The sequence below is a fragment of the Flavobacterium hydatis genome (genome assembly GCF_000737695.1).
Lineage (GTDB): Bacteria > Bacteroidota > Bacteroidia > Flavobacteriales > Flavobacteriaceae > Flavobacterium > Flavobacterium hydatis.
In genome coordinates this window covers 1-22,742 of the sequence record NZ_JPRM01000019.1, presented here as the reverse complement: position 1 = coordinate 22,742, position 22,742 = coordinate 1, and the positions used below count along the sequence as shown (strand labels likewise).

The window sequence follows — 22,742 nt, the reverse complement described above, 5'->3', positions numbered from 1 at the left end:
AAACTAATGAAAGAAGAATTTATAACTTTTGAAAAATTCCCAAACCAAAATTCAGCAGAAAAATTAGGAGAATTCCTCAACGAAAAAAAAATAGAATATATTTTAGAAAATAATTCTTTAAGTTTTGACCCAACTTTTGCAAATAATGGATTTGGAGTTGAATTTTGTATAAAAATCAAAAAAGAAGATTTCGAAAAAGTTAATGAATTACTAATTGAAAATTCTGAAGATGAAATAAATAAAATTGACAAAGACTATTATTTACTAACCTTTTCTAACGATGAATTAATTGAAGTAATAACTAAAAGTGATGAATGGAATAAATTTGATGTCTCTCTAGCAAAAAAACTCCTTAAAGAAAGAGGAATTGATGTTAGTCATGAAAGAATAGAAGCAATTAAAGAACAAAGAATATTAGAATTATCTAAACCTGAAAAAAGCCAAATTGGTTATATAATATTAGGCTATATCCTAGCCTTTTTAGGTGGTTTTTGGTCCATTTTCTTAGGTTGGCATCTACTTACTTATAAAAAGACATTACCTAACGGAAATAGAATTTATGCCTATTCAGAAAATGACAGAAAACAAGGAAATAGAATTTTAATAACAGGTGTTGTATTTTCTATTTTGTGGTTATTATATTTTATTTTAAAGTAAAGAATGCTAAACAAACATTTCAGAATTTATAATATCCTAAATGAGATTGCTTCGTTCCTCGCAAAGACAAAACGAAAAAATCCTTTTAATCCTTTTAATCCGTGGCAAAAAAAAACAACAAAAATATAAATTTGCCACCCTCCTAAATTATAAGTAAATTCGCATTTTCAAATAAACTATTAAAAAATGAGCATAGAAAGAGAATTAAACAAACGTAGCGGATCTAAATGTGAACTTTGTGGAGCAACCGAAAACCTAAAAGTATATCAAGTTTTGCCTACCAAAAAAGGCGGAATTGATGAAAGCGTAATGGCTTGTAGCACATGTGTAGATCAAATAGAAAATCCAGATAACGTAGATTTAAATCATTGGAGATGTTTAAACGATAGTATGTGGAACGAGAATGTTGCCGTACAAGTCGTAGCCTGGAGAATGTTGAGCAGAATGCGTACTGCAGGATGGCCACAAGAATTGCTAGATATGATGTATCTAGACGAAGATACTCTAGCATGGGCACAAGCAACTGGAGAAGGAGAAGATGATGAAAACAAAATTATTCACCGTGATAGTAATGGAGTAATTTTAGAACACGGAGATTCTGTAGTTTTAATAAAAGACTTAAAAGTAAAAGGATCTAGTATGGTTGCCAAGCAAGGAACTGCCGTGCGTAACATCCGTTTAGATCATGAAAACGCCGAATACATTGAAGGAAAAGTAGATGGTCAGCAAATTGTAATTATCACACAGTACGTGAAAAAGATATAAACTTCTAGTTTCAGTTTACAGTTAATACTGTATCTAATAACTGATACTGTAAACTGATACTGAATACTAAAAACCAAAAAAGGCTATTCATAACGAATAGCCTTTTTTTATATCAGATATAAATCTAAATTATTTTTGGAACAATTTACTTACTTGGTCTTTTGTTAAAGCCTCAGAAACATTGTTTGCGTTCCCTTCTTTATTCGAAACCATAAATTGAACTGTAGGTTTATCAATACTTGCTGTGTAATGTAACCAAACATAATTGTTAGGTAATTCTAATTTAATATCATACAAAGGAGTTGCTGTAAAACCGTTTACGATAATATTGTAAAGATTGTGGTAATCATTATCAATATTTTTAAAAGTAAACTTTCTTAATGTATTGTTTTCATCATCACTTTGGATACAGTTGTAAAATACAGTGTATTCGTCTCCAATTTTTTGGATATAATTATTATTCACTTTACCTAATTTTTCAACTGGCACAGTTTCAATAACTTTAATTTGAGCAAAAGATGCAAAACTTAAAAACAAAACAGCAATAGTAATAATTTTTCTCATAATATTCTTTGGGGTTTATTTATTTTATGCGGCAAACATAATAATAAAAAAAACTAACTCCTTTCTTACACAGTTAATTTATTGACATTAAATCTAAATTATTGTTTATAATTACTTGCTCTCACAAACAATAACACAATAACTATTTGTGTATAAACAAATTACTCTTCTTCTTTCTTAATTACTTTTCTAGCTACTTCTATTTTAAATTTTTTGCCTTTCATCTTCTCTTCTTTGATGTTTTTAAGCAAATCTTTTACTTTATTGAATTTTACAGCAGCAAACGAAATAAAATCTTTTACCTCTATTAATCCCAAGTCACCTTTTTCAAGTTTTCCCTTTTGAGAAAAGAATCCAACAATGTCTATTTTATTGAGCTTGTTCTTCTTTCCGCCACTAATATATATTGTCTGGAATTCTGGAGGTTTAGGCAAAGTCGTAGCATTATCGACTTTTAAAACATCCATATCATAGTTAATATAATCCAGTTTCTTTTCGCTTTCATGTACCAGAATATAAGCCGTTCCCGATGCAAGCATACGAGCAGTACGCCCATTACGGTGCGTAAACTCATCTTCTTTAGACGGTAAATGATAATGGATAACGTGTTTCATCTCAGGAATATCAAGACCACGAGCAGCAAGATCTGTTGTAACTAAATAGCTCACACTACCGTTTCTAAACTGAATCAAAGCACGCTCACGCTCATCCTGATCCATTCCGCCATGATAATAAGTTGCATAAATACCTTTTTCATTTAGCGTATCACTAATACGCTCAGCAGCATCACGATGGTTACAAAAAATAATAGCCGATTGCGATTTTAAAGAGCAAATCAAGTTAAACAGACTTCCTATTTTGTCTTTAGATGGAGAAACAACCATTTTCATCGAAAGATTCGATTTATCCTCCTCTTCAGGAATAAAATCTAAAATCGTTGGATTAATTACTCTTGTATATTTTGGAATTTCAATATCCGATGTAGCCGAAACTAACACGCGTTTATTTAATTTAGGTAGTTTACCAATGATAAAAGACATTTGCTCATGAAAACCCAATTGCAATGATTTATCAAATTCATCTAAGATTAAAGTCTGGATTTTATCTAAACGAAAAGTACCTCTCTCGATATGATCAGCAATTCTTCCCGGAGTTCCTATTAAAACTGCAGGGGGATTACTTAAATTCTTAATCTCAGTATCTATAGAGTGACCTCCATAACAGATATTAACTTTGTAATCCGTTCCCATTTTCTTCCAAACCTGTTCAATTTGCAATCCTAATTCTCTTGAAGGAACAAGGATTAAACATTGTACAGAAAGAATTTCGGGTTGTAATAATTCTAAAACTGGGAGTAAAAAAGCTAGCGTTTTTCCTGATCCAGTTGGAGAAAGTAGTAAAACATTATTATCATTCAGGATAGCATCCTGAGCAACTTCTTGCATTTCGTTTAGGCTTTCGATACCTAAATTCAAAAGTATATTATTCGAATGGTGTTTCTTATTCATTTTGCAAAAGTAACTAAAAAGTTGCAGTGTACAATTTTTAGTATTCAGTTGCAGTTTCTCATTGCAATAAAGCTTTACAGACTTTATAGTAAAAAATAACTTAGCATAAAATTTAACCGCAAAATTTCAAGCTAAATGGTCGTTTATTTTACCGCAAAGGACACAAAGTTTTACGCAAAGAGCGCAAAGTTGATAAAACACAAAGCTTTGCGAACTTTGCGATTTTACAGCATCTTACTTATAAAAAAACTTTGCGCCCTTTGCGGTTAAGATTTTTATTCTAATTCCTTAAAAATCAACTCTAATTCAGCTACTTCACTTTCAGTTAATGGTTTCAACGGACTTCTTAAAAAACCTCCATCAATACCTTTAATTTTCAAACCAGCTTTAATCGTTCTTGGCAAACCTTTGTTTACAATGAATTTTAAAAGATTTAATTGCTTATAAAATATCTTTTGAGCTTCCTTTAAATCATTTTTCTGGATAGCATTGTATAGATCAACATTCAGTTCCGGAATTAAATTAGGTGCTGCAGTACACCAGCCAGTCGCACCAGCAGAAAATGCTGCCAATGCTAACGGATTTGATCCATTAAAAAATGCCACATCATCGCCAAGTTCTCTTTTTAAATAATGCATTCTTTGCACGTCTCCACTACTTTCCTTAATCAAAGTAACATTCGGGATTTCCAAAAGTCTTTTTAATAATGCTGGCGACATATCTACTCCACCCGTTGCAGGATTATTATACGCCATTATAGGAATAGAAATTTGCTTAGCAACAGCATCATAATGTTGTACAATTTCATCATCAGTAAGCTTCCAATAGCTCATCGGGATAATCATAACTGCATCTGCGCCTGCTTTTTCAGCAAACTTGGCATGGTAAATTGTTTTTTCGGTAGTTAAGTTTGATACACCTACCAAAACAGGAACTCTACCATTAACTTGTTCTATAGTTGCTTCAGTAATTGCCTCTTTTTCTTCATCTGTTAAATACGGCATAACACCTGTGCTTCCTAACGGAGCAACACCATGAGAACCAGAAACAATCAATCTTTCTAATAGTTTTTTATACAAGACAATATCTACTTTTTCATCCTTATCAAACGGAGTAATCGGATAGGCAATAATACCTTTAAACAATGTGTTTTTCATTTACTTTTCTTTTTTAAATTAAAGATCTCTTCCTTCTTCTTCACGTAATGCAACACCTAAATTTTGAAGCTGAGGTGCGTTTTCACAAGCAATATATTTAGCCGATACCACGTTGCTTAAATTCTTGTGTCTGTGCCAAGCCCAACTCGGGATATAAACCGCATCGCCAGCCTTCCACTCTACTTTTACATCTTCTACTTCGGTATAACCGTGCCCTTCTATTACATACAAAACAGTTTCATACGTATGTCTGTGTCTGTTTGTCATTTGGTCTGGCAATAAACCACCAATAGTCATACTCACATTTTTACTCGGAAGATCAATAAAGAAAACAGGATGCTTTCTTTCGGTAGAAAATTGATTGTGTACCCCAGCCTGCTCTACATCTTTGTGTATTAATTTTTCTGGCATCACAAAAGTTGGTCGTGCAAATGTTTCGTGAAAGTCTTTTGATGAAAATTGTTTTTTAGTTTCCATAATTATATAATTTATTTGTTTTTGCATTATTGCGTTACAAAATTACCGTAACTTTGGACTACCTATATAACACAGTTTAAACACAAATACCTAGTCCAGATGTTAAGACCTTGGCAATTAGAAATTCAGATAAATAATAATTCCGATAAAGCGATTTATCTCCAAATCGCCGATGCTATTATCGATGCCATAAAAACAGGAATCCTCAATAGCGGAAATGCTTTACCAGGAAGCAGGCAACTTGCTGAACTACTTAAAGTGAACAGAAACACCGTTATTGAAGCTCTAGATGTGCTCATCGCCGAAGGTTGGCTTATTACAATGGAAAGAAAAGGAACTTTTGTTGCCGATGTTTTGCCTCTTATTACCGAAACTACAAATCATAAAAGGAAGATTGAATCTACAACTAATGAAGTAAAACCACTTTTAGTTTTTGACGATGGTATTCCCGATAGCCGAATTGCGCCCATGAACGAACTTGCAAGGGCTTACAGACAGATTTTTAATCGTAAATCGCGCTGGCAAATAATGGGTTATAGCAACGAACTTGGAAATTTAGAATTTAGAAAAGCCATTGTTCAAATGCTAAATTTTAAAAGAGGAATGAATATAACTCCAGATGAAATATGTATTACCCGAGGAAGCCAAATGGCAATGTACCTCGCCTCTCATTGTTTATTTACCAAAGGAGATTATATAATGGTCGAAAATCCGGGATACAAACCCGCTTGGGAAACATTTGAAAATGCCGGAGCTCAATTACTCCCAATAAATGTTGATAAAGATGGATTAGTAATTGATGAGGTCGAAGAATACTTAACGAAATACACAAATATTAAAGCAATTTACGTTACACCACATCATCAATTCCCAACCACAGTTACATTGAGCTTAAAAAGAAGGTTAAAACTCGTAGAATTATCCAATACATACGGTTTTACTATTATAGAAGATGATTATGACAACGAATTCCATTTCGGACAAAGACCAATATTACCCATTTCAAGTTACAGCAATGCTAAAAACACAATTTACATAGGAACATTAAGCAAAATTGTTGCGCCTGCTTTAAGGATTGGTTATTTGGTAAGTAACACTGAAACTGTAGAAAAAGTAGCCAAACACCGAAAAATAATCGATGTGCAAGGCGATAATATAATGGAAGAAGCTGTTTTGCAACTGATAAATGAAGGCGAAATAAAAAGACATCTCAAACGGACAACTATCATTTACAAAGCCAAAAGAGATTATTTTGAAATCATTTGTAATAAACATTTAAAAAATAAAACAGCATTCGTAAAACCCGAAGGTGGTTTAGCATTTTGGATTGTACCAAATTCACCTGTAGATATCTTTGAAATTGCAGATAAACTTCTTTTAAAAGGAATAAAAATTATGACTCCGGAGAAGTTTAGTTTTAATAAACCAATATCAGGTTTTAGACTTGGTTATGCATCTTTAACCGAACAACAAATCGAAGAAGGAATTATAGAATTAGCTAAATATTTATGATATGTTTCTAGTTGAAATTTCAGCTTTTAGTGACAGTCATAATAAAACTTTGTGTACTTTGCGTAAAACTTTGCGTCCTTTGCAGTTAATTTAAACCAAATCATAGTTTTTTTTACCACAAAGGATGCAAAGCTTTTTATCAAATCTAAAGTAAAGGTGAAGTCTCCCGACTTCGGAAGTAAGATATGTACCGAAATTGATTGTTATTTTTTGTCAATCTTATAAAGTCTTCCACCATCAGTAATCGCGTATAATGCTCCGTCTTTCCCTTGAGTAACATCTCTAAAACGTTGGTTTTCTGAAGCCAAAAGTCTTTCTTCGCCAACAACTTTATTGTCTTTTATAGCAAGACGTACGATATGCATTCCGCTTAAAGCCCCTATAAAAAGATTATTTTGCCATTCGGGAACACGATTTCCTGTATAGAAAGTCATTCCGCTTGGTGAAACAACTGGATCCCAATAGTAAACTGGTTGCTCTAAACCATCTTGTTGCTGAATTCCCGCTCCAATTTTTTCTCCGCTGTATTCTATTCCGTATGTAATGGTTGGCCATCCATAATTTGCACCTGCTTTTATACGATTGATTTCATCACCTCCACGTGGCCCATGCTCAGCAAGCCAAATTTCATTAGTAACTGGATTAAGTGCTAAACCCTGTGGATTTCTATGACCGATACTATATAATTCTGGTAAAGCTCCGGTTTGTGTAAAAATAGGGTTTCCAGTTGCAGGTTGTCCTTCTTTTGTTATTCTGACTACTTTACCCAAACCTGTTGCAACCGATTGTGCTAATGGTCTGGTTTCAAGCACAGATCTTTCTCCAGTACTTACAACAAGAAAACCTGTTTTATCAAAAAGAATACGTCCGCCATAATGAAGTGTACTTGCATTGGCTGGTTTGGCTCTATAAATAACAGTTGCACCTTCGATTGTTTTTTCATCAACCGATAATTTTCCTTTAGCTACCGCTGTATTGTTTCCACCAGTTGTAGCTTCTGCAAAAACCCAGTAAATCATACTATTAGTTGCAAATTCAGGATCAATACATACTCCTAATAAACCACCTTGTCCAGCAGAATTAACGGCAGGAATACCAGTTATTGGAGTACTTAAAACTCCAGCAGTTGTAGCGATACGGATTGTTCCTGTTTTTTCGGTGATTAATAATCTACCATCAGGAAGACTTGTAATTCCCCATGGGCTTGTTAAAGTTGTAGCAATAACAACTCCCTCATAAGGCGTATTAGTTTGTATACCACTAATTCGGGTTTGTCCTTCAAATGCCGGTTTGTAAGTTGTATTGGCTGCATTTCCTTCTACAGGATTTGTTATTGTACCTGGATTTACATCGACATCTTTATCACTGGAGCAGCTTAATAAACTTATTAGCATACTCGAAACAATAGCAATTTGGTTAATATTTCTCATAGTTTTTTGGGGTTTTAAAATTAGAACATAACAAAAATCTTAATTATAAAATATAAAAAGTTATATAATTTATGAGAAAAGTTATACGATTATAAGTTTCAAGGTGCTGATTTTATCAACTTTGCGCTCTTTGCGTAAACCCTTTGTACTCTCTTTGCGGTTAATTTTAAACTAAATCATAGTTCTTTTTACCGCAGAGCACGCAAAGGTTTTATAAAGTAAGATTCTATAAAAACGCAAAGAACACAAAGCTTTGCGCTCTTTGCGTAAATCCTTTGCACTCTCTTTGCGGTTAATTTTAAACTAAATCATAGTTCTTTTTACCGCAGAGGACGCAAAGCATTTATAAGGTGAAACTCCATAAAATCGCAAAAGAACGCAAAGCTTTGTGTTTTCATCAACTTTGTGCTCTTTGCGTAAAACCTATGTACTCTCTTTGCTGTTAATCTTTGCAGAATATTAGGCAATCAAACAACCTTTGAACCTTAGTGCCTTAAAAGAAAATAATTATATTTGGTTCCTATTAAAAAACCAAACTATGAGAATTTTTACTTTATGTTTTTTATTGTTAAGCTGTGCTGCATTTGCTCAGAAAGGCAATAAATACGATACCTATTTCGAAAAAGGAAACGGAAACCAATCCGCTAATTATCAAGAAACCATAAAATACTACACACTTCTTGCACATGATTTTCCGACTATCAAAATGCAGGAAATGGGACTAACAGATAGTGGATATCCATTACACATGATAACTTTTAATCCTGACAAACAATTTGATTTTGAGGTAATCAAAAAAAACAAAGCAGTAATTCTTCTTAATAATGGTATTCACGCTGGTGAACCTGACGGGATTGACGCAACTATGCAACTATTTAGAGATTTAGCTTTAGGAAAGATAAAAGCACCAAAAAACACCGTAATAGTAACAATTCCTGTTTATAATATTGGTGGTGCTTTAAACAGAAACTCGACTACAAGAGCCAATCAGGATGGGCCAGAAGAATATGGTTTTCGAGGAAATGCCAGAAACTATGACTTAAACCGTGATTTAATTAAATCGGATACGCGTAATACAAAAAGTTTTGTAGAAATTTTTCATAAAACAAACCCTGATGTTTTTATAGATAACCATGTAAGTAATGGTTCTGATTACCAATACAAACTGACTTATATTATGACGCAACATAATAAGTTAGGTACTGTTTTAGGCGATTATCTAAATCTGGAAATGATGCCAGCTTTGGTGAAAGATTTGCAGAAAAAAAATCTAGAAACAACTCCTTATGTTAATGCATTTGAAGAAACTCCTGATAATGGTTTTATACAGTTTTCGGATAGCCCTCGTTATACAACAGGCTATACTTCTCTTTTTAATACCATCGGGTTTGTGGTCGAAACACATATGCTTAAAAATTATGCCGACCGTGTAAAAGCAACTTACGAATACATGACATCTACAATTGATTTTACGGATGCAAATTATAAGAAAATAAAAGAAGTGCGTTTGAAAAACGAAGCGCAATACGCACCTAAAAAACCTTATACCATAAAATGGGAAATTGATAGCACAAAAATGACAACCTTTTCATTCTTAGGATATGAAGCTAGTCATAAAAAGAGTGAAGCTACAACTGGAGATAGATTATTCTATGACAGAACAAAACCATACAAAAAAGACATTTCGTATATAAAAGAGTTCAAATCGGTTAAAGATATTACCGTTCCTACAGCCTATATTATTCCTAAAGGATTCTGGAATGTTATCGATTTACTCAAAAGTAATGGCGTTACCTACACACAATTAAAAAAAGATACTTTAATAGAAGTTGAAAGCTATAGAATTGCCGATTTTAAAACGACAAATTCAGCCTACGAAGGACATTATTTACACCGAAACACTAAAGTTACTTCACAAATAACAAAAGTTCCTTTTTACAAAGGCGATTACGTATTCTCGACCCAACAAAAAGCAATTAAATACCTGTTAGAAACATTAGAACCCGAAGGCGTGGACTCTTTCTTTAATTGGAATTTCTTTGATACAATGCTACAACAAAAAGAAGGTTATTCGGAATATGTTTTTGAAGATACCGCAGCAAAACTTCTAAAAGACAGCCCAAAATTAAAAGCCGATTTGGAACAAGCTAAACTCAATGATCCAAAATTTGCCAAAAACCCCGAAGCGCAATTAGATTGGATTTACAAACATTCTGCTTATTATGAAAAGGCACATTTGCAATATCCAGTTTATCGTGTTTTATGAGTTTAACCGCAAAGAACGCTAAGTTTTTTTTATTTCCTTGAAATACGCAAAGGTCGCAAAGCTGTTTCGGAAAACCTTTGTCAAAGTTTTTCAACTTTGACAAAGGTAAATAGCATATTAATTCACAAAAAAAATGCTAAATAAATGTCATACAAACTTTTTCTTGACGATATTAGAGATGTAAAAATGGTTTACAAGAACTTAACTGATGCCGATTTTGTAATAGTTAGAAATTTTCATGATTTCAAAAATGCAATACTTGAAAATGGACTTCCTGAATTAATTAGTTTTGATAATGACTTAGGATTAGACGAAAACAATACTATTGCGGAAGATGGATATGCTGCTGCAAAATGGTTAGTTTATGAATCTGAACTTGATCTAAGGAATTTAAAATTTAATGTGCATTCTGCTAATCCAGTTGCATCACAACAAATTCAAAGTTTGCTTGACAACTACATTAAACATCTAAAAAATCACTAAGTCTGAATATTACAATGATAGAAATGTCTAAAAACAAAAAACTAAACTCAGTACTTTTAATCACAATTGTTTTATTGATATTTTTTTGTATTTATTACTTACTTTTTTCGAAAGACTTGCAAATAGAAGTTTACAACAAAACGAATCATAATATAGACTCTCTTGAAATTGATAATAAATATTATAATATTGAAAAAGGAAAGTCTCTGGTAATTAAGGATTGCAAAAAAATTTTCATTCAAGATGGATTACCCTTTGGAGTCCCCAACGGAATCATAAGAAATAAACAAATTGATACTACTCAATTTGTTCTTTTCGGAACTGGAATTGAAGCTGTTACGGAGGGGAAATATAAGTTTGATATTAAAGTGTTAGAAGACCAAAAATTTTATATACTATCTTGGGAAGAACATAAACCCGAAAGCATGGATTTGTAACCCGTTCTACGTAGTGTTCGCAATTGCTGTGCGAAGTCTCCTGACTTCGTACCCATTACTATATTCCGTTCCAATTTTATTTTTTGATTCTCTTTGCAGATTATTGGAGTGGCTCAAAACTTGCTAAATTTACAGATGAACCTTACCTTACAGATAATGCGCCAGATTATTTTCACAAAATCAACATTAATCGTGTATCATTATGGGATTGGCAAGGAAAAATAGCAAGACAAGCTTCACAAATAGAACTTTAAAAAATCACATTTCATGAAATATTTAATACATATAGCGCTAGTAGTATTATTAATTATCCAAGGATGCACCACAAATAAAAATAAAAAAATAAAAAAACCAGCAATAAATAATTCTATCGAAAAATTAGAAATATCAAATCTTCCTAATGAAATTGGAACAAGTAAAACAAATAAAAATGAAAATGTTTATATAACTAAAACAGATAATTCATACAATATTAGAGATAAGGATGGGAAAACTATCGTATATTATTCCAAAGGATATGAAACTGGTAGTGCATTTTCAGGATATGATTATTCAGAAAATCCAATAATAGGGATATATAAAGAATTTTATACTAATAATAATATAAAAATAAAAGGAATTTATTGTTGGTTTGGATTTAAAATAGGTAAATGGTATAGCTATTCAGAGAATGGAGATCTAGTCTCTACTGAAGATTTTGACAATGGTTTTATATACACTAATGATCAAGTGTTTTCATATTGTCAAGAAAATGAAATCTCATTAGAAAAAAAAGAGAGTGGTTATACGACTACTATATCTAAATATAAGTCCATTCCAGATAATAAAAATTATTGGGTTATTCGATATCCTAATTATGAAAAACAAGCTTATATAAATATTCAAATAGATGGTTTAAATGGAAGTGTTGTCAAAACAGTAGAGTCTCCATTTCCTGCGGATTAAAAAACCCATTGCTACATTTCGTTCCAATTTTTTTCATTCTCTTTGCCGATTATTAGGAATGGGGACGAAGCCGGGAGACTTCACACAGCATATAGCCCTAATGCCATAACACTGTGGCATTGACAGCAAAAAATTAACAACCTTAAATAGTAAATCAGTATGAAAAAAATTGTTACTATATTAATTGTATTCGTATTAATTCAATCCTGTAAATCTCAGGTTGGCAAAAATTTAAATAATCATAAAATCGAAAAATTTAACCTAAATGAATTTAATAATAAAAAAGTAGGAAATGATTTTTTTGAAACAACAAAAGACTCTACTTCAAGAATGATGGAAACTGATGATGGTTTTTATAAATATTCGAATGCTTTAAATAGTCCTTACGAAATTAGAAAGGTTTATTATAAAAAAACTTTTAATCTTAAAATAGAAACAACCTATTTTTATAGTATTCCGATAGGAACTTATAAAGTTTATGATGAAGATGGAAATGTTACAATAGAAAAAAATTTAGATGTATACAATTTTTCAATACCAGAATTAATAAACAAAATGAAAAACGATTTTAATATCGACTTATTGAATACATATGGCAAAGGGGTGCTTATTGGTGGGGAAAATAATAAATCAGTATATCTAATCATTATATTAATAGATGCTAAAGCTCCAAAAAGAGGTTCCCGAGAAATTAAAATTGATGCAATGAATGGCGAATTAATCTCAGATAAAATATTAAAATATGAAGAATAAGCTAATATTTGATTTTCTTTAACAAGTTCCGCTCTACGAAGTGTTCGCAATTGCTGTGCGAAGTCTCCCGACTTCGTACCCACTCCAATATGCCGTTCCTGATTTTTTTTTGATTCTCTTTGCCGATTATTAGAAATGGGTACGAAGTCGGGAGACTTCGCACAGCAATCAGTAAACTGAATATTTCGTTGAGTTAAATTTTAGTACTATAAAAGATTATTTATCTTTTAATATGTTTTGCAAAAATTCAACTTTGTCTTTTTCAGCCTGAACTAAACGTTCGTATAGTTTTTTATTTTCCTCGTAAACCTCGATTAACTTATCTAATGGATTGAAAGTACAATGATTGTTAAACGTTCCTGCACTATTATCTGTGAAACTATTAAAATAATTAATTGCAGCTTCCTCTGAAAAATTTTTAAGGGCTTCAACACTTACGCCCAGAGCTTTTGCTATTTCAATAAGTTTTTCATCGCTTATAGTTTCACTGTTTTCAAGAGCCGATATTGCTTGTTGGTTTGTTCCTAAAGCTTGTGCCAATGCTTCTTGTTTCATGTCACGAAGTTCACGAATTCGGCTAATTTTTCGCCCTATATGGTTTGGTTTTGTAAGTGTGCTCATAATTCAAAGATAATATTAAGGGTAACAACAATCAATATATAAAAAACATATTTTGTCATGTACGATACATTCTAAATGATTTGTACAGTAATAACTGCTTATTGTATATTAAACAAAAGTACGATTTTTGAGACATGAAATAATTAAAAATAAAAAACTACAACATCACGCTATCGAAAGAACAGGACACTCGCAACTGAAAACTGAGACTGAATACTGGTTAACCATAAACAAAATCCCGCGTGAGGGATAGCAGCAAGCTACCAAAGTAGCGCGTATAGCCCGACAACATATAAAAAAAAGACCCGATGAACGTAATGCTTATTGGGTCTTTTTTTATATGGTGGCACGCCATTATTAGGCTCTAAGATGCTAAGATTTATTCTTTAATTTCTTAAAATTTATCTCGCGTCTCACATCTTTACTCTTTTACAATAATCTTATTTTCTTCTTCGAATAATAACTTGATGTTTTCGTAGGAGTTTTTTAGTGCTTCTTTTATTTGTACGGGATTCAACCAGGCAACTTTTTCGATTCCTTCTTCTAATTGTCCTTGTGGTGTTCCTTTAAAATCAGAATGCATTTCGAACCAATGCGTGATTTTTAATTTGTATTTTCCGTTACGTTTAAAAACGTGATATGTCTTTTGTAATTTATTGGTAATACGTAATTTTCCAACACCAGTTTCTTCTTCTACCTCACGCATGGCGGTGTCTTCTATCTCCTCACCTTTTTCTATTCCGCCTTTTGGTAAGTCCCATTTTCCATTTCTGAAGATGAATAATACTTCTCCTTTTTTATTATAAACTAATCCTCCTCCTGCTTTATTTACAGGAATTTTTGACTTTAACGTTTTCATAATTTCCTTTTCGTCAGGATGATATAAATACGCTGCTTGAATTTTATTTTGGAACATTTTGACAATAATTTGCTCTATGTCAATACTTTCCAACAAGAACAATTGAAAATTAGTCTCTTTGGAGATTTCATTTGTCAAAAAAAGTGGTTTGTCGTTCACAAAAACTTTATACATTTGTACTATGATTTTTAATAAAGATACTGCCGAAAAAACAGCCGAATTGCTTTTGCAAATAAATGCAATTAAATTGAATCCAGGAAATCCTTTTACATGGGCTTCGGGATGGAAATCACCTATTTATTGTGATAACAGGCTAATCCTCTCATTTCCAAGCATCAGAAATTATGTTAGAGATGAGTTTGCTAAGAACATTGAAAAACAATTTGGTAAGCCAGATGTAATCGCTGGAGTTGCTACAGGTGCCATAGGTATTGGTATTCTTGTTGCAGAGAGCTTAGGATTACCGTTTGTATATGTTAGACCAGAACCTAAAAAACACGGAAGACAAAATCAAGTAGAAGGTTTTTTACAAAAGGGACAAAATGTTGTTGTTGTTGAAGATTTAATAAGCACAGGAAATAGTAGTTTACTTGCTGTTGAGGCTTTGCGTAATGCTGGAGCTAATATAAAAGGTATGGCTGCGATATTTACTTATGGCTTTGATGTTGCTGAGAAAAACTTTCAGGATGCAAAAATCGACTTGTACACATTGAGTAACTATTCGAACTTACTGAATCTTGCTGTTGCTAAAAAATATATTCCAGAAGAAGATTTGGTTACCTTGCAGGAATGGAGCGTAAATCCTTCGATTTGGAAACAAGAAGCGTAATTTTAGAATTCAGATTGTTGATTTTAGATTAACGATTTATGATTTGATTTTAATAAAAAAGAAAATAAAATATGAACTTAGAAAGTCCAAAAGTTACTGTTCAGAAATCGGCTCAAGAATTATTTGATTTATTGAGTGATGTGAAAAATTTTGAAAAATTAATGCCAGATAACATTGCCAAATTTGAAGTGATTGCCGAAGATGCTTTTATTTTTGGATTGAAAGGTATGCCAGAAATAAAATTAAAGATGAAAGAAAAAACAGCTCCAAGCAAGATTGTTTTGGGTGCTGCAAGCGATAAACTACCATTTACATTGGTATCTAACATCGAAACTGTTTCGGACTCTTCTAGCGCTGTAAAACTTGATTTTGAAGGTGAATTTAACCCTATGATGGCAATGATGATAAAAGGTCCTATTGGAAAATTTATCGAAACGCTTGCCAATAATATGACGAAGCTTTAATTAAATTAATTATCGATTGTTAATTATTAATTATAAAATTTAAAAAGTCCGATTTAGCAAAGCTAAATCGGACTTTTGTTTTTCTGCCACAGATTAAAAAATCTTTTTTTTAAGCAAAATTTTACACAATCCAGAAAACCTCTGAACCTTTGCCTCTCAGAACCTTAGTACCTTTAAAGAAACCTTAGCACCTTAACTAGTAAAGCATCTTAATTTCTTTAATTTCAAATTCTGAAACTGAATCATCTTCTAGTAAAACCTGAAGTTTTCCTATTGGAGAAACGCCCTGAATAATTCCCATGAAATTTTGATTCTGAAGATTTTTGAAAGGCATTGGAATTCCTTTTCTAAATAATTTATTAAAATACTCATCCCAGAAAACGGTAGATTGTTCGTTCCAAAGCAGAATATTCTCTTTCATTTTATCTACAATCAAAACAACTAGATTTTCTTTATTAAATTCGGCATTACAAATCACCGCTAATGATGATGCCTTAGGTAGATTTTCGAAATTTGTCTGATTTACATTTAATCCCAAACCAACTACTGACACAATAGTGCCATCACTTTTGAGCGTATTTTCTATCAAAATGCCACCTATTTTTTTATTGTATGACATTATGTCGTTTGGCCATTTTATACTTAATTCAGGAATATTTAATTCTTCTAAAGCTTTTATTACTGATAATGAAAAGATAATATTTAAATTAAAAAACTCCTCATTATCAACCAAGAAATCCTTTACCAACACACTCATTATTAAATTCTTACCAATGTCAGAGCGCCAAACTTCTCCCATTTGCCCCTTCCCTTTTGTCTGATTTTCAGCAGTAACAACAGTAAAATTCTCTGACTCCTGATGGCTACTTAATAATTTTAAGAACTCATTTGTTGAATCTATGGCATCGAGTTTGATTAGTTTCATCTAAATAATTTATATAACTTAATTTAATATTTTGTTAAGGTTCAAAAATAATCACAAAAATTGGTAACTTTACAAACTCATATAAAATAATTCATGGCGAAAAAGACTGTTAATAATGATGTTCTGTTAGCGAACATAATCAAAGGAATCGAAGAAGTAAAAGGAAATGATATTAGTATCCTAGACTTAAGGGAAATAGACGCAGCAGTTTGCGATTATTTTATCGTTTGCAACGGAAATTCGAATACCCAAGTTAACGCCATCGTAGGCTCAATACAAAAAACTGTATCAAAAGAATTAAAAGACAAACCATGGCATGTAGAAGGAACCGATAACGCTGAGTGGGTTCTTATGGATTATGTGCACATTGTTGTTCACGTATTTCAAAAACACATTCGAGAATATTACAATATCGAGAGTCTTTGGGGAGATGCCAAAATCACTACAATCGAAAACAAATACTAAAGAAACTTTCTTCAAATGGCTAAAGATAATAATCCAACCCCGAGTAAATTTAAAATAAGTCCTTGGTTAATTTATACCGCAATACTTTTAATATTTTTATTTATCAGTTTTGCAACCGGAGGATCAAGTTTACAAGAGCCTGCCCAATTAACTTCTTCTAAATTTAACGACTTTTTAGAAAAAGGACAAATTGACAAAGTAATTGTATACAATAAAGCTGAAGCTGAAGTGTATCTAAATGCTGCTGCACTTAAGGATCCAGCGCAAAAAAAAGTATCTAAAGATATTTTTGACAGACCAAACAAAGGTCCTCACTATACTTTAGAAATTGGTAACGATCAAATTTTTCAAACTAAATTAGAAAAAGCAGTAAGCGAAGGCAAACTGAAAGATTTTAATTTTCTTCAAAAAAATAATTGGAGTGACATATTAATTAGCTTACTTCCTATTATCATTATTATTGGAGTTTGGATTTTCATTATGAGAAAAATGTCAGGCGGCGCTGGTGGCGGTGGCGGACAAATTTTCAATATTGGAAAATCAAAAGCTAAACTTTTTGACGAGAAAACTGATATCAAAACTACATTTAAAGATGTAGCTGGTTTAGAAGGTGCAAAAGAAGAAATACAAGAGATTGTAGAATTCTTGAAAAACCCTGAAAAATATACCAACTTAGGAGGTAAAATACCGAAAGGTGCTTTACTAGTAGGACCTCCTGGAACTGGTAAAACATTATTAGCAAAAGCTGTAGCTGGCGAAGCACAAGTACCATTCTTCTCATTATCAGGTTCTGATTTTGTTGAAATGTTTGTAGGTGTTGGAGCTTCACGTGTACGTGATTTGTTTAAACAAGCTAAAGAAAAATCTCCTGCAATCATTTTTATTGATGAAATTGATGCTGTAGGTAGAGCTCGTGGAAAAAGCAATATGTCTGGCGGTAATGACGAAAGAGAGAATACATTGAACCAATTACTAACAGAAATGGACGGTTTTGGAACAAACTCTAACGTAATTGTACTAGCTGCAACAAATAGAGCCGATGTTTTAGACAAAGCTTTAATGCGTGCTGGTCGTTTTGACAGACAAATTTTTGTAGACTTACCAGACATTCGTGAAAGAGCAGAAATTTTTCAAGTACACTTAGCTCCTTTGAAAAAAGTAGAAGGTCTTGATTTAGATTTCCTTGCAAAACAAACTCCAGGTTTCTCTGGAGCAGATATTGCTAACGTATGTAATGAAGCTGCCTTAATTGCTGCTAGAAACAACAAAACTGCTGTAGATAGACAAGATTTTCTTGACGCTGTAGACAGAATTGTTGGTGGTCTAGAAAAGAAAAACAAAATTATAACTCCAGAAGAGAAGAAAGCAATTGCAATACACGAAGCTGGACACGCAACTGTAAGCTGGATGCTAGAACATGCTGCACCACTTATTAAGGTAACTATTGTACCTCGCGGACAAAGTTTAGGAGCTGCATGGTACTTACCAGAAGAAAGACAAATCGTAAGAACAGATCAAATGCTAGACGAAATGTGTGCTACTATGGGCGGAAGAGCTGCTGAAAAAGTAACTTTTGACAGAATTTCGACTGGTGCATTAAGCGATTTAGAAAAAGTTACACGTCAGGCTCGCGCTATGGTAACGATTTATGGATTGAATGACAAAATCGGAAATGTTACTTATTACGATTCTACAGGACAAAGCGAATACAACTTTTCAAAACCGTATTCTGATGAAACTGCAAAAGTTATCGACCGTGAAATTTCAGAATTAATTGAAGGTCAGTACCAAAGAGCAATACAAATATTAGAAGAAAACAAAGATAAGTTAAATCAACTTGCTGAAATCTTAATTGAAAAAGAGGTTATTTTTAAAGATGACCTAGAAGCAATTTTCGGAAAACGTACTTTTGACAAAAACCTAGAAGAAGTAGTTTCTTAATACTACTCGAATAATATAATTATTTTTAAAATCTTAATTCAAAAGCTACTTTTGAATTAAGATTTTTTTATCTTTGAACGTTTTCAATTAACACGTAAAGCATTTCAACAATAATGAGCTTTTTTAAAAAATTATTTGGTTCAAGCCATGACGCATCTGACGAAGAGAATCAAAGTGAATATAGCAATTCATTTTCTGAGAATCCTCTTTCTATAGATGAGCAATTCATTTTCAATTTTAAAAAAAATGGAGGTAAATTTTTATATTGCGAAAATATCCAGGAAGTAACGGAACAATTTGAAAACATCTTAGAAGAAAATGATTGGTTTGAAAGTGAAGCTACTTGTTTTGAACCAGCCTTATTTCATTTACTTGAAGAGAATAAATTAATTTACCAAAGACCAACTAATCCTAAATTCTTATTAGCTAGTTGTGAAAACCTAATTGCAGAAGAAGGTTCTATATTGTTTTCATCAAAACAAATTAAACAAAACAAGCCTAACGAGTTGCCTATAAACATTGTTATCCTTGCAACTACAAGCCAAATCCTTACTGCAAAAAGCGATGGCCTTAGTGCTATAAAACGTAAGTACGAAAGAGATTACCCTACCAATATTACCACTATAAAATATTTCGAAAAAGCAAAAGAAGAAGACTTTACGCAATACGGAAGTGTAGCGAAGAACTTATATTTATTGCTCTTAGAAGACCTGTAAGATGAATGAAACCCTCAAGAGAGCTCTATCTGGTGCCGTTTATATAGTATTATTACTAACGTCTATCCTATATTCAACGGAAAGTTTTATTATACTTTTCGGTGTTTTTTTAATTATTGCAACTTACGAGTTTTGTAATCTGGCTCATATTAATAAAATATTCTCTATTTTATTTGTCTCCATTTTTTACTCAACCATTTCTTTAATAAGTTTTTACAAAAATGAAACAGAAAATTACATCAATAAATTTTTAAAAGACGATATTAAATTCACCATTAATATAGATCAATTAAATACGGCATTACTGGTAATTACTTTACTTATTTCGGTAAAATGTATTGTATTTTTATTTGATGATACGCAGTCAATAAGCAAAGTATCAAAATATATTTACTTATTAGGATACATTACATTGCCTTTTATCTTTATTACAAAAATTTCATTTGGAGTAAAAGATTATAATCCAAAAATCATTATCGGATTATTTATTCTTATCTGGACAAATGACACCTTTGCCTACTTAGTAGGTAAATCTATGGGAAAACATAAATTATTTGAACGTATTTCGCCCAAAAAAACCATCGAAGGGTTTCTTGGCGGAGTTGTTTTTGCCTGTTTTGCAGGTTATTTAATTTCAAAATTATATATCAAGCCTAATCCAAATTTTAGTGAAATGTCTATTTTAATATGGACTATTATCGCTTTAATCGTTGGTGTTTTTGGTACTATCGGCGATTTAATTGAATCAAAATTTAAAAGAATAGCCGGAGTTAAAGATAGCGGAACAATAATGCCCGGACACGGAGGCGTTCTAGATCGATTAGATAGTGTTATATTTGTAGCACCAATTGTATTTTTATTTTACCAAATTTTAAATTATGTTTCATAAAGAAGGAACCCAATCCATTTTATTAGGCACTATATTCGTTAGTGTTGTACTTTTATTAACTGATCATTTTATTGACATCAATTGGCTTAAATTGTTGATTCAGATTAGTGCTTTATTATTGTTAATCATAATATTGCAATTTTTTAGAAATCCAAAAAGAACAGTTATCAAAGACATCAATCAGATTCTTGCTCCTGTAGATGGTAAAGTTGTTGTAATTGAAGAAGTTTACGAAGGTGAATATTTTAAAGACAAACGTTTACAAATTTCAATTTTCATGTCGCCAATCAATGTACACGTTACTCGTTATGCATTAGACGGAATTGTAAAATTTAGTAAATACCACCCTGGTAAATTTTTGGTTGCTTGGCACCCAAAAGCAAGTGAAGAAAACGAAAGAACAACTGTTGTAATCGAAAATAAAACTTTTGGAGAAGTTTTATACAGACAAATTGCAGGTGCATTAGCACGCCGAATTGTGAATTATGCACAAGAAGGAATGCAAGTTGTACAAGGAACTGATGCAGGTTTTATTAAATTTGGTTCAAGAGTAGATATTTTCTTACCTTTGGGCACACCAATTAATGTTGTATTAGACCAAAAAGCAATTGGGGGTAAAACCATTATTGCTACAAAAGGGTAATGACTGAAAAAGATTTAGATACACGATTTTTAGATGCTGTCGAAATTGCTTCCAAAATGACACAAGCCTCACTGCCACAAGATGTGCAATTGAGGCTGTATGCTTTTTATAAACAAGCAACTTTTGGTACTGCAAAATATGGCCAATCTGAAAATTTTGACTTAAGAAATGCTTTTAAAACAAATGCATGGATACAAATTAGTCATCTAAGTGTAGATGAAGCCAAAGAAAATTATATAGAAATCATTAATTCACTAATAACAAAATAGATATTTTATGAAAAAATATGGTATTCAATTTTCGTTTTTTATCTTGATTTCACTTACAATTCTCTCTTGTAATGATAATAATAAACTAACCGAAGTAGTTGAAGTTCCTCTACCATCTAAAGATGAAAAAATAGTAATAGGGAGTCCAGATGATGTTAAAGCAAATCCTGGAGCTTTTCAACTAGAAAAACTTCCGTATGCTTATAACGCATTAGCTCCAAATATTAGATCATTAACGCTAGAAACACATTATTCAAAACATTACTTAACGTATACTAATAACCTAAATAAAGCTATTGCCAATACTGATTATGTAAATATGACGATTGAGCAAATTTTAGGTAAATTAGATTTAAATGACCCTAAGCTTCGCAATAACGCTGGCGGATATTACAATCATTCCCTTTATTGGAAATGTATGACTCCAAAGCCAGAAGCTGAACAAGCTACAGATACTCTTGCTGGTGCAATGAATAAAGAATTTGGATCTTATAACAATTTTAAAAATCAGTTTAAAGCCGAAGCTTCAAAGCAGTTTGGATCTGGATGGGTTTGGTTAGTTGTAGATAAAGCTGGAAAATTACAGATTACAACAACCGAGAATCAAGATAATCCTTTAATGAAAAATGCCGTAATTTCTGGAACTCCAATCTTGGCTCTGGATTTATGGGAACATGCTTATTATCTGGATTACCAAAACAGAAAAAATAGTTATGTAGATGCTTTCTTTAATATCATTAATTGGGAAAGGATAAACGAAAATTATAAAACGGCTCTAACCAAGGTTAGAAAAGTCTAAAAAAAAGCTGATACAAAATGTATCAGCTTTTTTTTTGGTTTGGATTGATTCTCTTTTCTTATTTCACTCTACTCCTAGTATTATTTTAAATTCGTTTATAGAAACGTGATTTTTCATTATCTTCAAGAAAATTTATTTACTTAATCATCATATTAATAAACCCAAAGAAAAGGATAAGTCAAACCTTTATTGTAATACCAAAATGCATGATAAAAATCATGCATTACCAGCACACTCATTCATACCTTACACCCTGTATAATAGCACTTTAATTATTTCATATTACAAAGATTAAAATCTATTTTAATCCAAAAATAATTAATTCTATAGAACAGGAACGATGAACTTATTGATTTTAAATATTACTA

Annotated in this window: 26 protein-coding genes; 18 read left to right on the top strand and 8 right to left on the bottom strand. The window is 32.0% G+C overall.

All coding sequences use genetic code 11. The annotated features are described in order from the left end of the window. Nucleotides 1–6 precede the first annotated feature (6 nt). Nucleotides 7–657 (top strand): hypothetical protein, encoded by a 651-nt coding sequence (locus IW20_RS12945; RefSeq protein WP_035622949.1) that lies wholly within the window; start codon nt 7–9, stop codon nt 655–657. 186 nt (nt 658–843) lie between these two features. Then, a complete protein-coding gene (locus IW20_RS12940; RefSeq protein WP_035622946.1) occupies nt 844–1,422 on the top strand; it encodes a PhnA domain-containing protein in 579 nt (192 codons plus the stop codon). 129 nt (nt 1,423–1,551) lie between these two features. Here IW20_RS12940 and IW20_RS12935 read toward each other — a convergent pair whose 3' ends face one another. The 4 genes from IW20_RS12935 to IW20_RS12920 all read right to left on the bottom strand — a co-directional run bounded on the left by IW20_RS12935 (nt 1,552) and on the right by IW20_RS12920 (nt 5,128). Then, nucleotides 1,552–1,986, bottom strand: a complete 435-nt coding sequence (locus tag IW20_RS12935) for a hypothetical protein (RefSeq protein ID WP_035622943.1) — start codon at nt 1,984–1,986, stop codon at nt 1,552–1,554. A 161-nt stretch (nt 1,987–2,147) separates the two neighbouring features. Beyond that, the gene (locus IW20_RS12930; protein ID WP_035622940.1) at nt 2,148–3,494 is read right to left on the bottom strand and encodes a DEAD/DEAH box helicase; all 1,347 of its coding nucleotides are present in this window, start codon (nt 3,492–3,494) and stop codon (nt 2,148–2,150) included. Nucleotides 3,495–3,769: 275 nt separating this feature from the next. Further along, a complete protein-coding gene (locus IW20_RS12925; RefSeq protein WP_035622938.1) occupies nt 3,770–4,651 on the bottom strand; it encodes a dihydrodipicolinate synthase family protein in 882 nt (293 codons plus the stop codon). A gap of 18 nt (nt 4,652–4,669) precedes the next feature. After that, nucleotides 4,670–5,128: a cupin domain-containing protein gene (locus IW20_RS12920; RefSeq protein WP_240478486.1), complete on the bottom strand. Its 459-nt coding sequence runs from the start codon at nt 5,126–5,128 to the stop codon at nt 4,670–4,672. A gap of 99 nt (nt 5,129–5,227) precedes the next feature. Between IW20_RS12920 and pdxR the strand changes: the two genes are divergently transcribed. Continuing rightward, on the top strand, nt 5,228–6,640 hold the full coding sequence (gene pdxR / locus IW20_RS12915) for a MocR-like pyridoxine biosynthesis transcription factor PdxR (protein ID WP_035622935.1): 1,413 nt from the start codon (nt 5,228–5,230) through the stop codon (nt 6,638–6,640). A gap of 203 nt (nt 6,641–6,843) precedes the next feature. On the opposite strand, the gene IW20_RS12910 is transcribed toward pdxR, so the two are convergent. Then, on the bottom strand, nt 6,844–8,070 hold the full coding sequence (locus IW20_RS12910) for a PQQ-dependent sugar dehydrogenase (protein ID WP_035622932.1): 1,227 nt from the start codon (nt 8,068–8,070) through the stop codon (nt 6,844–6,846). Nucleotides 8,071–8,608: 538 nt separating this feature from the next. Here IW20_RS12910 and IW20_RS12905 point away from each other — a divergent pair. The 6 genes from IW20_RS12905 to IW20_RS12885 all read left to right on the top strand — a co-directional run bounded on the left by IW20_RS12905 (nt 8,609) and on the right by IW20_RS12885 (nt 12,954). Beyond that, nucleotides 8,609–10,336: a M14 family metallopeptidase gene (locus tag IW20_RS12905; RefSeq protein WP_035623066.1), complete on the top strand. Its 1,728-nt coding sequence runs from the start codon at nt 8,609–8,611 to the stop codon at nt 10,334–10,336. A gap of 144 nt (nt 10,337–10,480) precedes the next feature. Then, complete coding sequence (locus tag IW20_RS12900) at nt 10,481–10,819, top strand: cyclic-phosphate processing receiver domain-containing protein (protein ID WP_035622930.1); 339 nt, start codon at nt 10,481–10,483, stop codon at nt 10,817–10,819. A 23-nt stretch (nt 10,820–10,842) separates the two neighbouring features. Further along, nucleotides 10,843–11,256, top strand: a complete 414-nt coding sequence (locus IW20_RS12895) for a hypothetical protein (RefSeq protein WP_035622928.1) — start codon at nt 10,843–10,845, stop codon at nt 11,254–11,256. A gap of 83 nt (nt 11,257–11,339) precedes the next feature. Then, nucleotides 11,340–11,510 (top strand): hypothetical protein, encoded by a 171-nt coding sequence (locus IW20_RS26325; RefSeq protein WP_165571443.1) that lies wholly within the window; start codon nt 11,340–11,342, stop codon nt 11,508–11,510. Between the two features lie 13 nt (nt 11,511–11,523). Then, a complete protein-coding gene (locus tag IW20_RS25355) occupies nt 11,524–12,201 on the top strand; it encodes a toxin-antitoxin system YwqK family antitoxin (RefSeq protein WP_051885745.1) in 678 nt (225 codons plus the stop codon). Between the two features lie 159 nt (nt 12,202–12,360). After that, complete coding sequence (locus IW20_RS12885) at nt 12,361–12,954, top strand: hypothetical protein (RefSeq protein WP_035622926.1); 594 nt, start codon at nt 12,361–12,363, stop codon at nt 12,952–12,954. A 216-nt stretch (nt 12,955–13,170) separates the two neighbouring features. On the opposite strand, the gene IW20_RS12880 is transcribed toward IW20_RS12885, so the two are convergent. Both IW20_RS12880 and IW20_RS12875 read right to left on the bottom strand, forming a co-directional pair. Then, complete coding sequence (locus IW20_RS12880; protein ID WP_035622923.1) at nt 13,171–13,575, bottom strand: helix-turn-helix domain-containing protein; 405 nt, start codon at nt 13,573–13,575, stop codon at nt 13,171–13,173. 421 nt (nt 13,576–13,996) lie between these two features. Further along, on the bottom strand, nt 13,997–14,608 hold the full coding sequence (locus IW20_RS12875) for an NUDIX hydrolase (protein ID WP_035622920.1): 612 nt from the start codon (nt 14,606–14,608) through the stop codon (nt 13,997–13,999). 7 nt (nt 14,609–14,615) lie between these two features. Between IW20_RS12875 and pyrE the strand changes: the two genes are divergently transcribed. Together pyrE and IW20_RS12865 are read left to right on the top strand one after the other, a co-directional pair. Beyond that, the gene (gene pyrE / locus IW20_RS12870) at nt 14,616–15,263 is read left to right on the top strand and encodes an orotate phosphoribosyltransferase (protein WP_035622917.1); all 648 of its coding nucleotides are present in this window, start codon (nt 14,616–14,618) and stop codon (nt 15,261–15,263) included. A gap of 71 nt (nt 15,264–15,334) precedes the next feature. Continuing rightward, a complete protein-coding gene (locus IW20_RS12865; protein WP_035622914.1) occupies nt 15,335–15,727 on the top strand; it encodes an SRPBCC family protein in 393 nt (130 codons plus the stop codon). Between the two features lie 196 nt (nt 15,728–15,923). On the opposite strand, the gene IW20_RS12860 is transcribed toward IW20_RS12865, so the two are convergent. Then, the gene (locus tag IW20_RS12860) at nt 15,924–16,652 is read right to left on the bottom strand and encodes a biotin--[acetyl-CoA-carboxylase] ligase (RefSeq protein WP_035622911.1); all 729 of its coding nucleotides are present in this window, start codon (nt 16,650–16,652) and stop codon (nt 15,924–15,926) included. Nucleotides 16,653–16,745: 93 nt separating this feature from the next. Between IW20_RS12860 and rsfS the strand changes: the two genes are divergently transcribed. The 7 genes from rsfS to IW20_RS12825 all read left to right on the top strand — a co-directional run bounded on the left by rsfS (nt 16,746) and on the right by IW20_RS12825 (nt 22,374). Then, nucleotides 16,746–17,117 carry a ribosome silencing factor gene (rsfS, locus tag IW20_RS12855; RefSeq protein WP_035622908.1) on the top strand — a complete coding sequence of 124 codons (372 nt, stop codon included), beginning with the start codon at nt 16,746–16,748 and terminating at the stop codon, nt 17,115–17,117. A gap of 15 nt (nt 17,118–17,132) precedes the next feature. Continuing rightward, on the top strand, nt 17,133–19,058 hold the full coding sequence (gene ftsH / locus IW20_RS12850; protein ID WP_035622906.1) for an ATP-dependent zinc metalloprotease FtsH: 1,926 nt from the start codon (nt 17,133–17,135) through the stop codon (nt 19,056–19,058). Between the two features lie 113 nt (nt 19,059–19,171). After that, entirely contained in the window at nt 19,172–19,774 is a 603-nt protein-coding gene (locus tag IW20_RS12845) for a lactate utilization protein B/C (RefSeq protein ID WP_035622903.1), read from the top strand. A 1-nt stretch (nt 19,775) separates the two neighbouring features. After that, the gene (locus IW20_RS12840; protein WP_035622901.1) at nt 19,776–20,663 is read left to right on the top strand and encodes a phosphatidate cytidylyltransferase; all 888 of its coding nucleotides are present in this window, start codon (nt 19,776–19,778) and stop codon (nt 20,661–20,663) included. Continuing rightward, nucleotides 20,653–21,306, top strand: a complete 654-nt coding sequence (locus tag IW20_RS12835) for a phosphatidylserine decarboxylase family protein (protein WP_035622898.1) — start codon at nt 20,653–20,655, stop codon at nt 21,304–21,306. The genes IW20_RS12840 and IW20_RS12835 overlap by 11 nt, the downstream gene beginning before the upstream one ends. Further along, a complete protein-coding gene (locus tag IW20_RS12830) occupies nt 21,306–21,575 on the top strand; it encodes an acyl-CoA-binding protein (RefSeq protein ID WP_035622896.1) in 270 nt (89 codons plus the stop codon). Before IW20_RS12835 ends, IW20_RS12830 begins: the two co-directional genes overlap by 1 nt. A 7-nt stretch (nt 21,576–21,582) precedes the next feature. Further along, the gene (locus tag IW20_RS12825; RefSeq protein WP_035622894.1) at nt 21,583–22,374 is read left to right on the top strand and encodes a superoxide dismutase; all 792 of its coding nucleotides are present in this window, start codon (nt 21,583–21,585) and stop codon (nt 22,372–22,374) included. Nucleotides 22,375–22,742: the final 368 nt, after the last annotated feature.

Bases quoted from the DNA above. Each gene is read 5' to 3' on its own strand.
- IW20_RS12945 (WP_035622949.1), top strand. From the start codon at position 7: ATGAAAGAAGAATTTATAACTTTTGAAAAATTCCCAAACCAAAATTCA.
- IW20_RS12940 (WP_035622946.1), top strand. From the start codon at position 844: ATGAGCATAGAAAGAGAATTAAACAAACGTAGCGGATCTAAATGTGAA.
- IW20_RS12935 (WP_035622943.1), bottom strand. From the start codon at position 1,986: ATGAGAAAAATTATTACTATTGCTGTTTTGTTTTTAAGTTTTGCATCT.
- IW20_RS12930 (WP_035622940.1), bottom strand. From the start codon at position 3,494: ATGAATAAGAAACACCATTCGAATAATATACTTTTGAATTTAGGTATC.
- IW20_RS12925 (WP_035622938.1), bottom strand. From the start codon at position 4,651: ATGAAAAACACATTGTTTAAAGGTATTATTGCCTATCCGATTACTCCG.
- IW20_RS12920 (WP_240478486.1), bottom strand. From the start codon at position 5,128: ATGGAAACTAAAAAACAATTTTCATCAAAAGACTTTCACGAAACATTT.
- pdxR (WP_035622935.1), top strand. From the start codon at position 5,228: ATGTTAAGACCTTGGCAATTAGAAATTCAGATAAATAATAATTCCGAT.
- IW20_RS12910 (WP_035622932.1), bottom strand. From the start codon at position 8,070: ATGAGAAATATTAACCAAATTGCTATTGTTTCGAGTATGCTAATAAGT.
- IW20_RS12905 (WP_035623066.1), top strand. From the start codon at position 8,609: ATGAGAATTTTTACTTTATGTTTTTTATTGTTAAGCTGTGCTGCATTT.
- IW20_RS12900 (WP_035622930.1), top strand. From the start codon at position 10,481: ATGTCATACAAACTTTTTCTTGACGATATTAGAGATGTAAAAATGGTT.
- IW20_RS12895 (WP_035622928.1), top strand. From the start codon at position 10,843: ATGTCTAAAAACAAAAAACTAAACTCAGTACTTTTAATCACAATTGTT.
- IW20_RS25355 (WP_051885745.1), top strand. From the start codon at position 11,524: ATGAAATATTTAATACATATAGCGCTAGTAGTATTATTAATTATCCAA.
- IW20_RS12885 (WP_035622926.1), top strand. From the start codon at position 12,361: ATGAAAAAAATTGTTACTATATTAATTGTATTCGTATTAATTCAATCC.
- IW20_RS12880 (WP_035622923.1), bottom strand. From the start codon at position 13,575: ATGAGCACACTTACAAAACCAAACCATATAGGGCGAAAAATTAGCCGA.
- IW20_RS12875 (WP_035622920.1), bottom strand. From the start codon at position 14,608: ATGTATAAAGTTTTTGTGAACGACAAACCACTTTTTTTGACAAATGAA.
- pyrE (WP_035622917.1), top strand. From the start codon at position 14,616: ATGATTTTTAATAAAGATACTGCCGAAAAAACAGCCGAATTGCTTTTG.
- IW20_RS12865 (WP_035622914.1), top strand. From the start codon at position 15,335: ATGAACTTAGAAAGTCCAAAAGTTACTGTTCAGAAATCGGCTCAAGAA.
- IW20_RS12860 (WP_035622911.1), bottom strand. From the start codon at position 16,652: ATGAAACTAATCAAACTCGATGCCATAGATTCAACAAATGAGTTCTTA.
- rsfS (WP_035622908.1), top strand. From the start codon at position 16,746: ATGGCGAAAAAGACTGTTAATAATGATGTTCTGTTAGCGAACATAATC.
- ftsH (WP_035622906.1), top strand. From the start codon at position 17,133: ATGGCTAAAGATAATAATCCAACCCCGAGTAAATTTAAAATAAGTCCT.
- IW20_RS12845 (WP_035622903.1), top strand. From the start codon at position 19,172: ATGAGCTTTTTTAAAAAATTATTTGGTTCAAGCCATGACGCATCTGAC.
- IW20_RS12840 (WP_035622901.1), top strand. From the start codon at position 19,776: ATGAATGAAACCCTCAAGAGAGCTCTATCTGGTGCCGTTTATATAGTA.
- IW20_RS12835 (WP_035622898.1), top strand. From the start codon at position 20,653: ATGTTTCATAAAGAAGGAACCCAATCCATTTTATTAGGCACTATATTC.
- IW20_RS12830 (WP_035622896.1), top strand. From the start codon at position 21,306: ATGACTGAAAAAGATTTAGATACACGATTTTTAGATGCTGTCGAAATT.
- IW20_RS12825 (WP_035622894.1), top strand. From the start codon at position 21,583: ATGAAAAAATATGGTATTCAATTTTCGTTTTTTATCTTGATTTCACTT.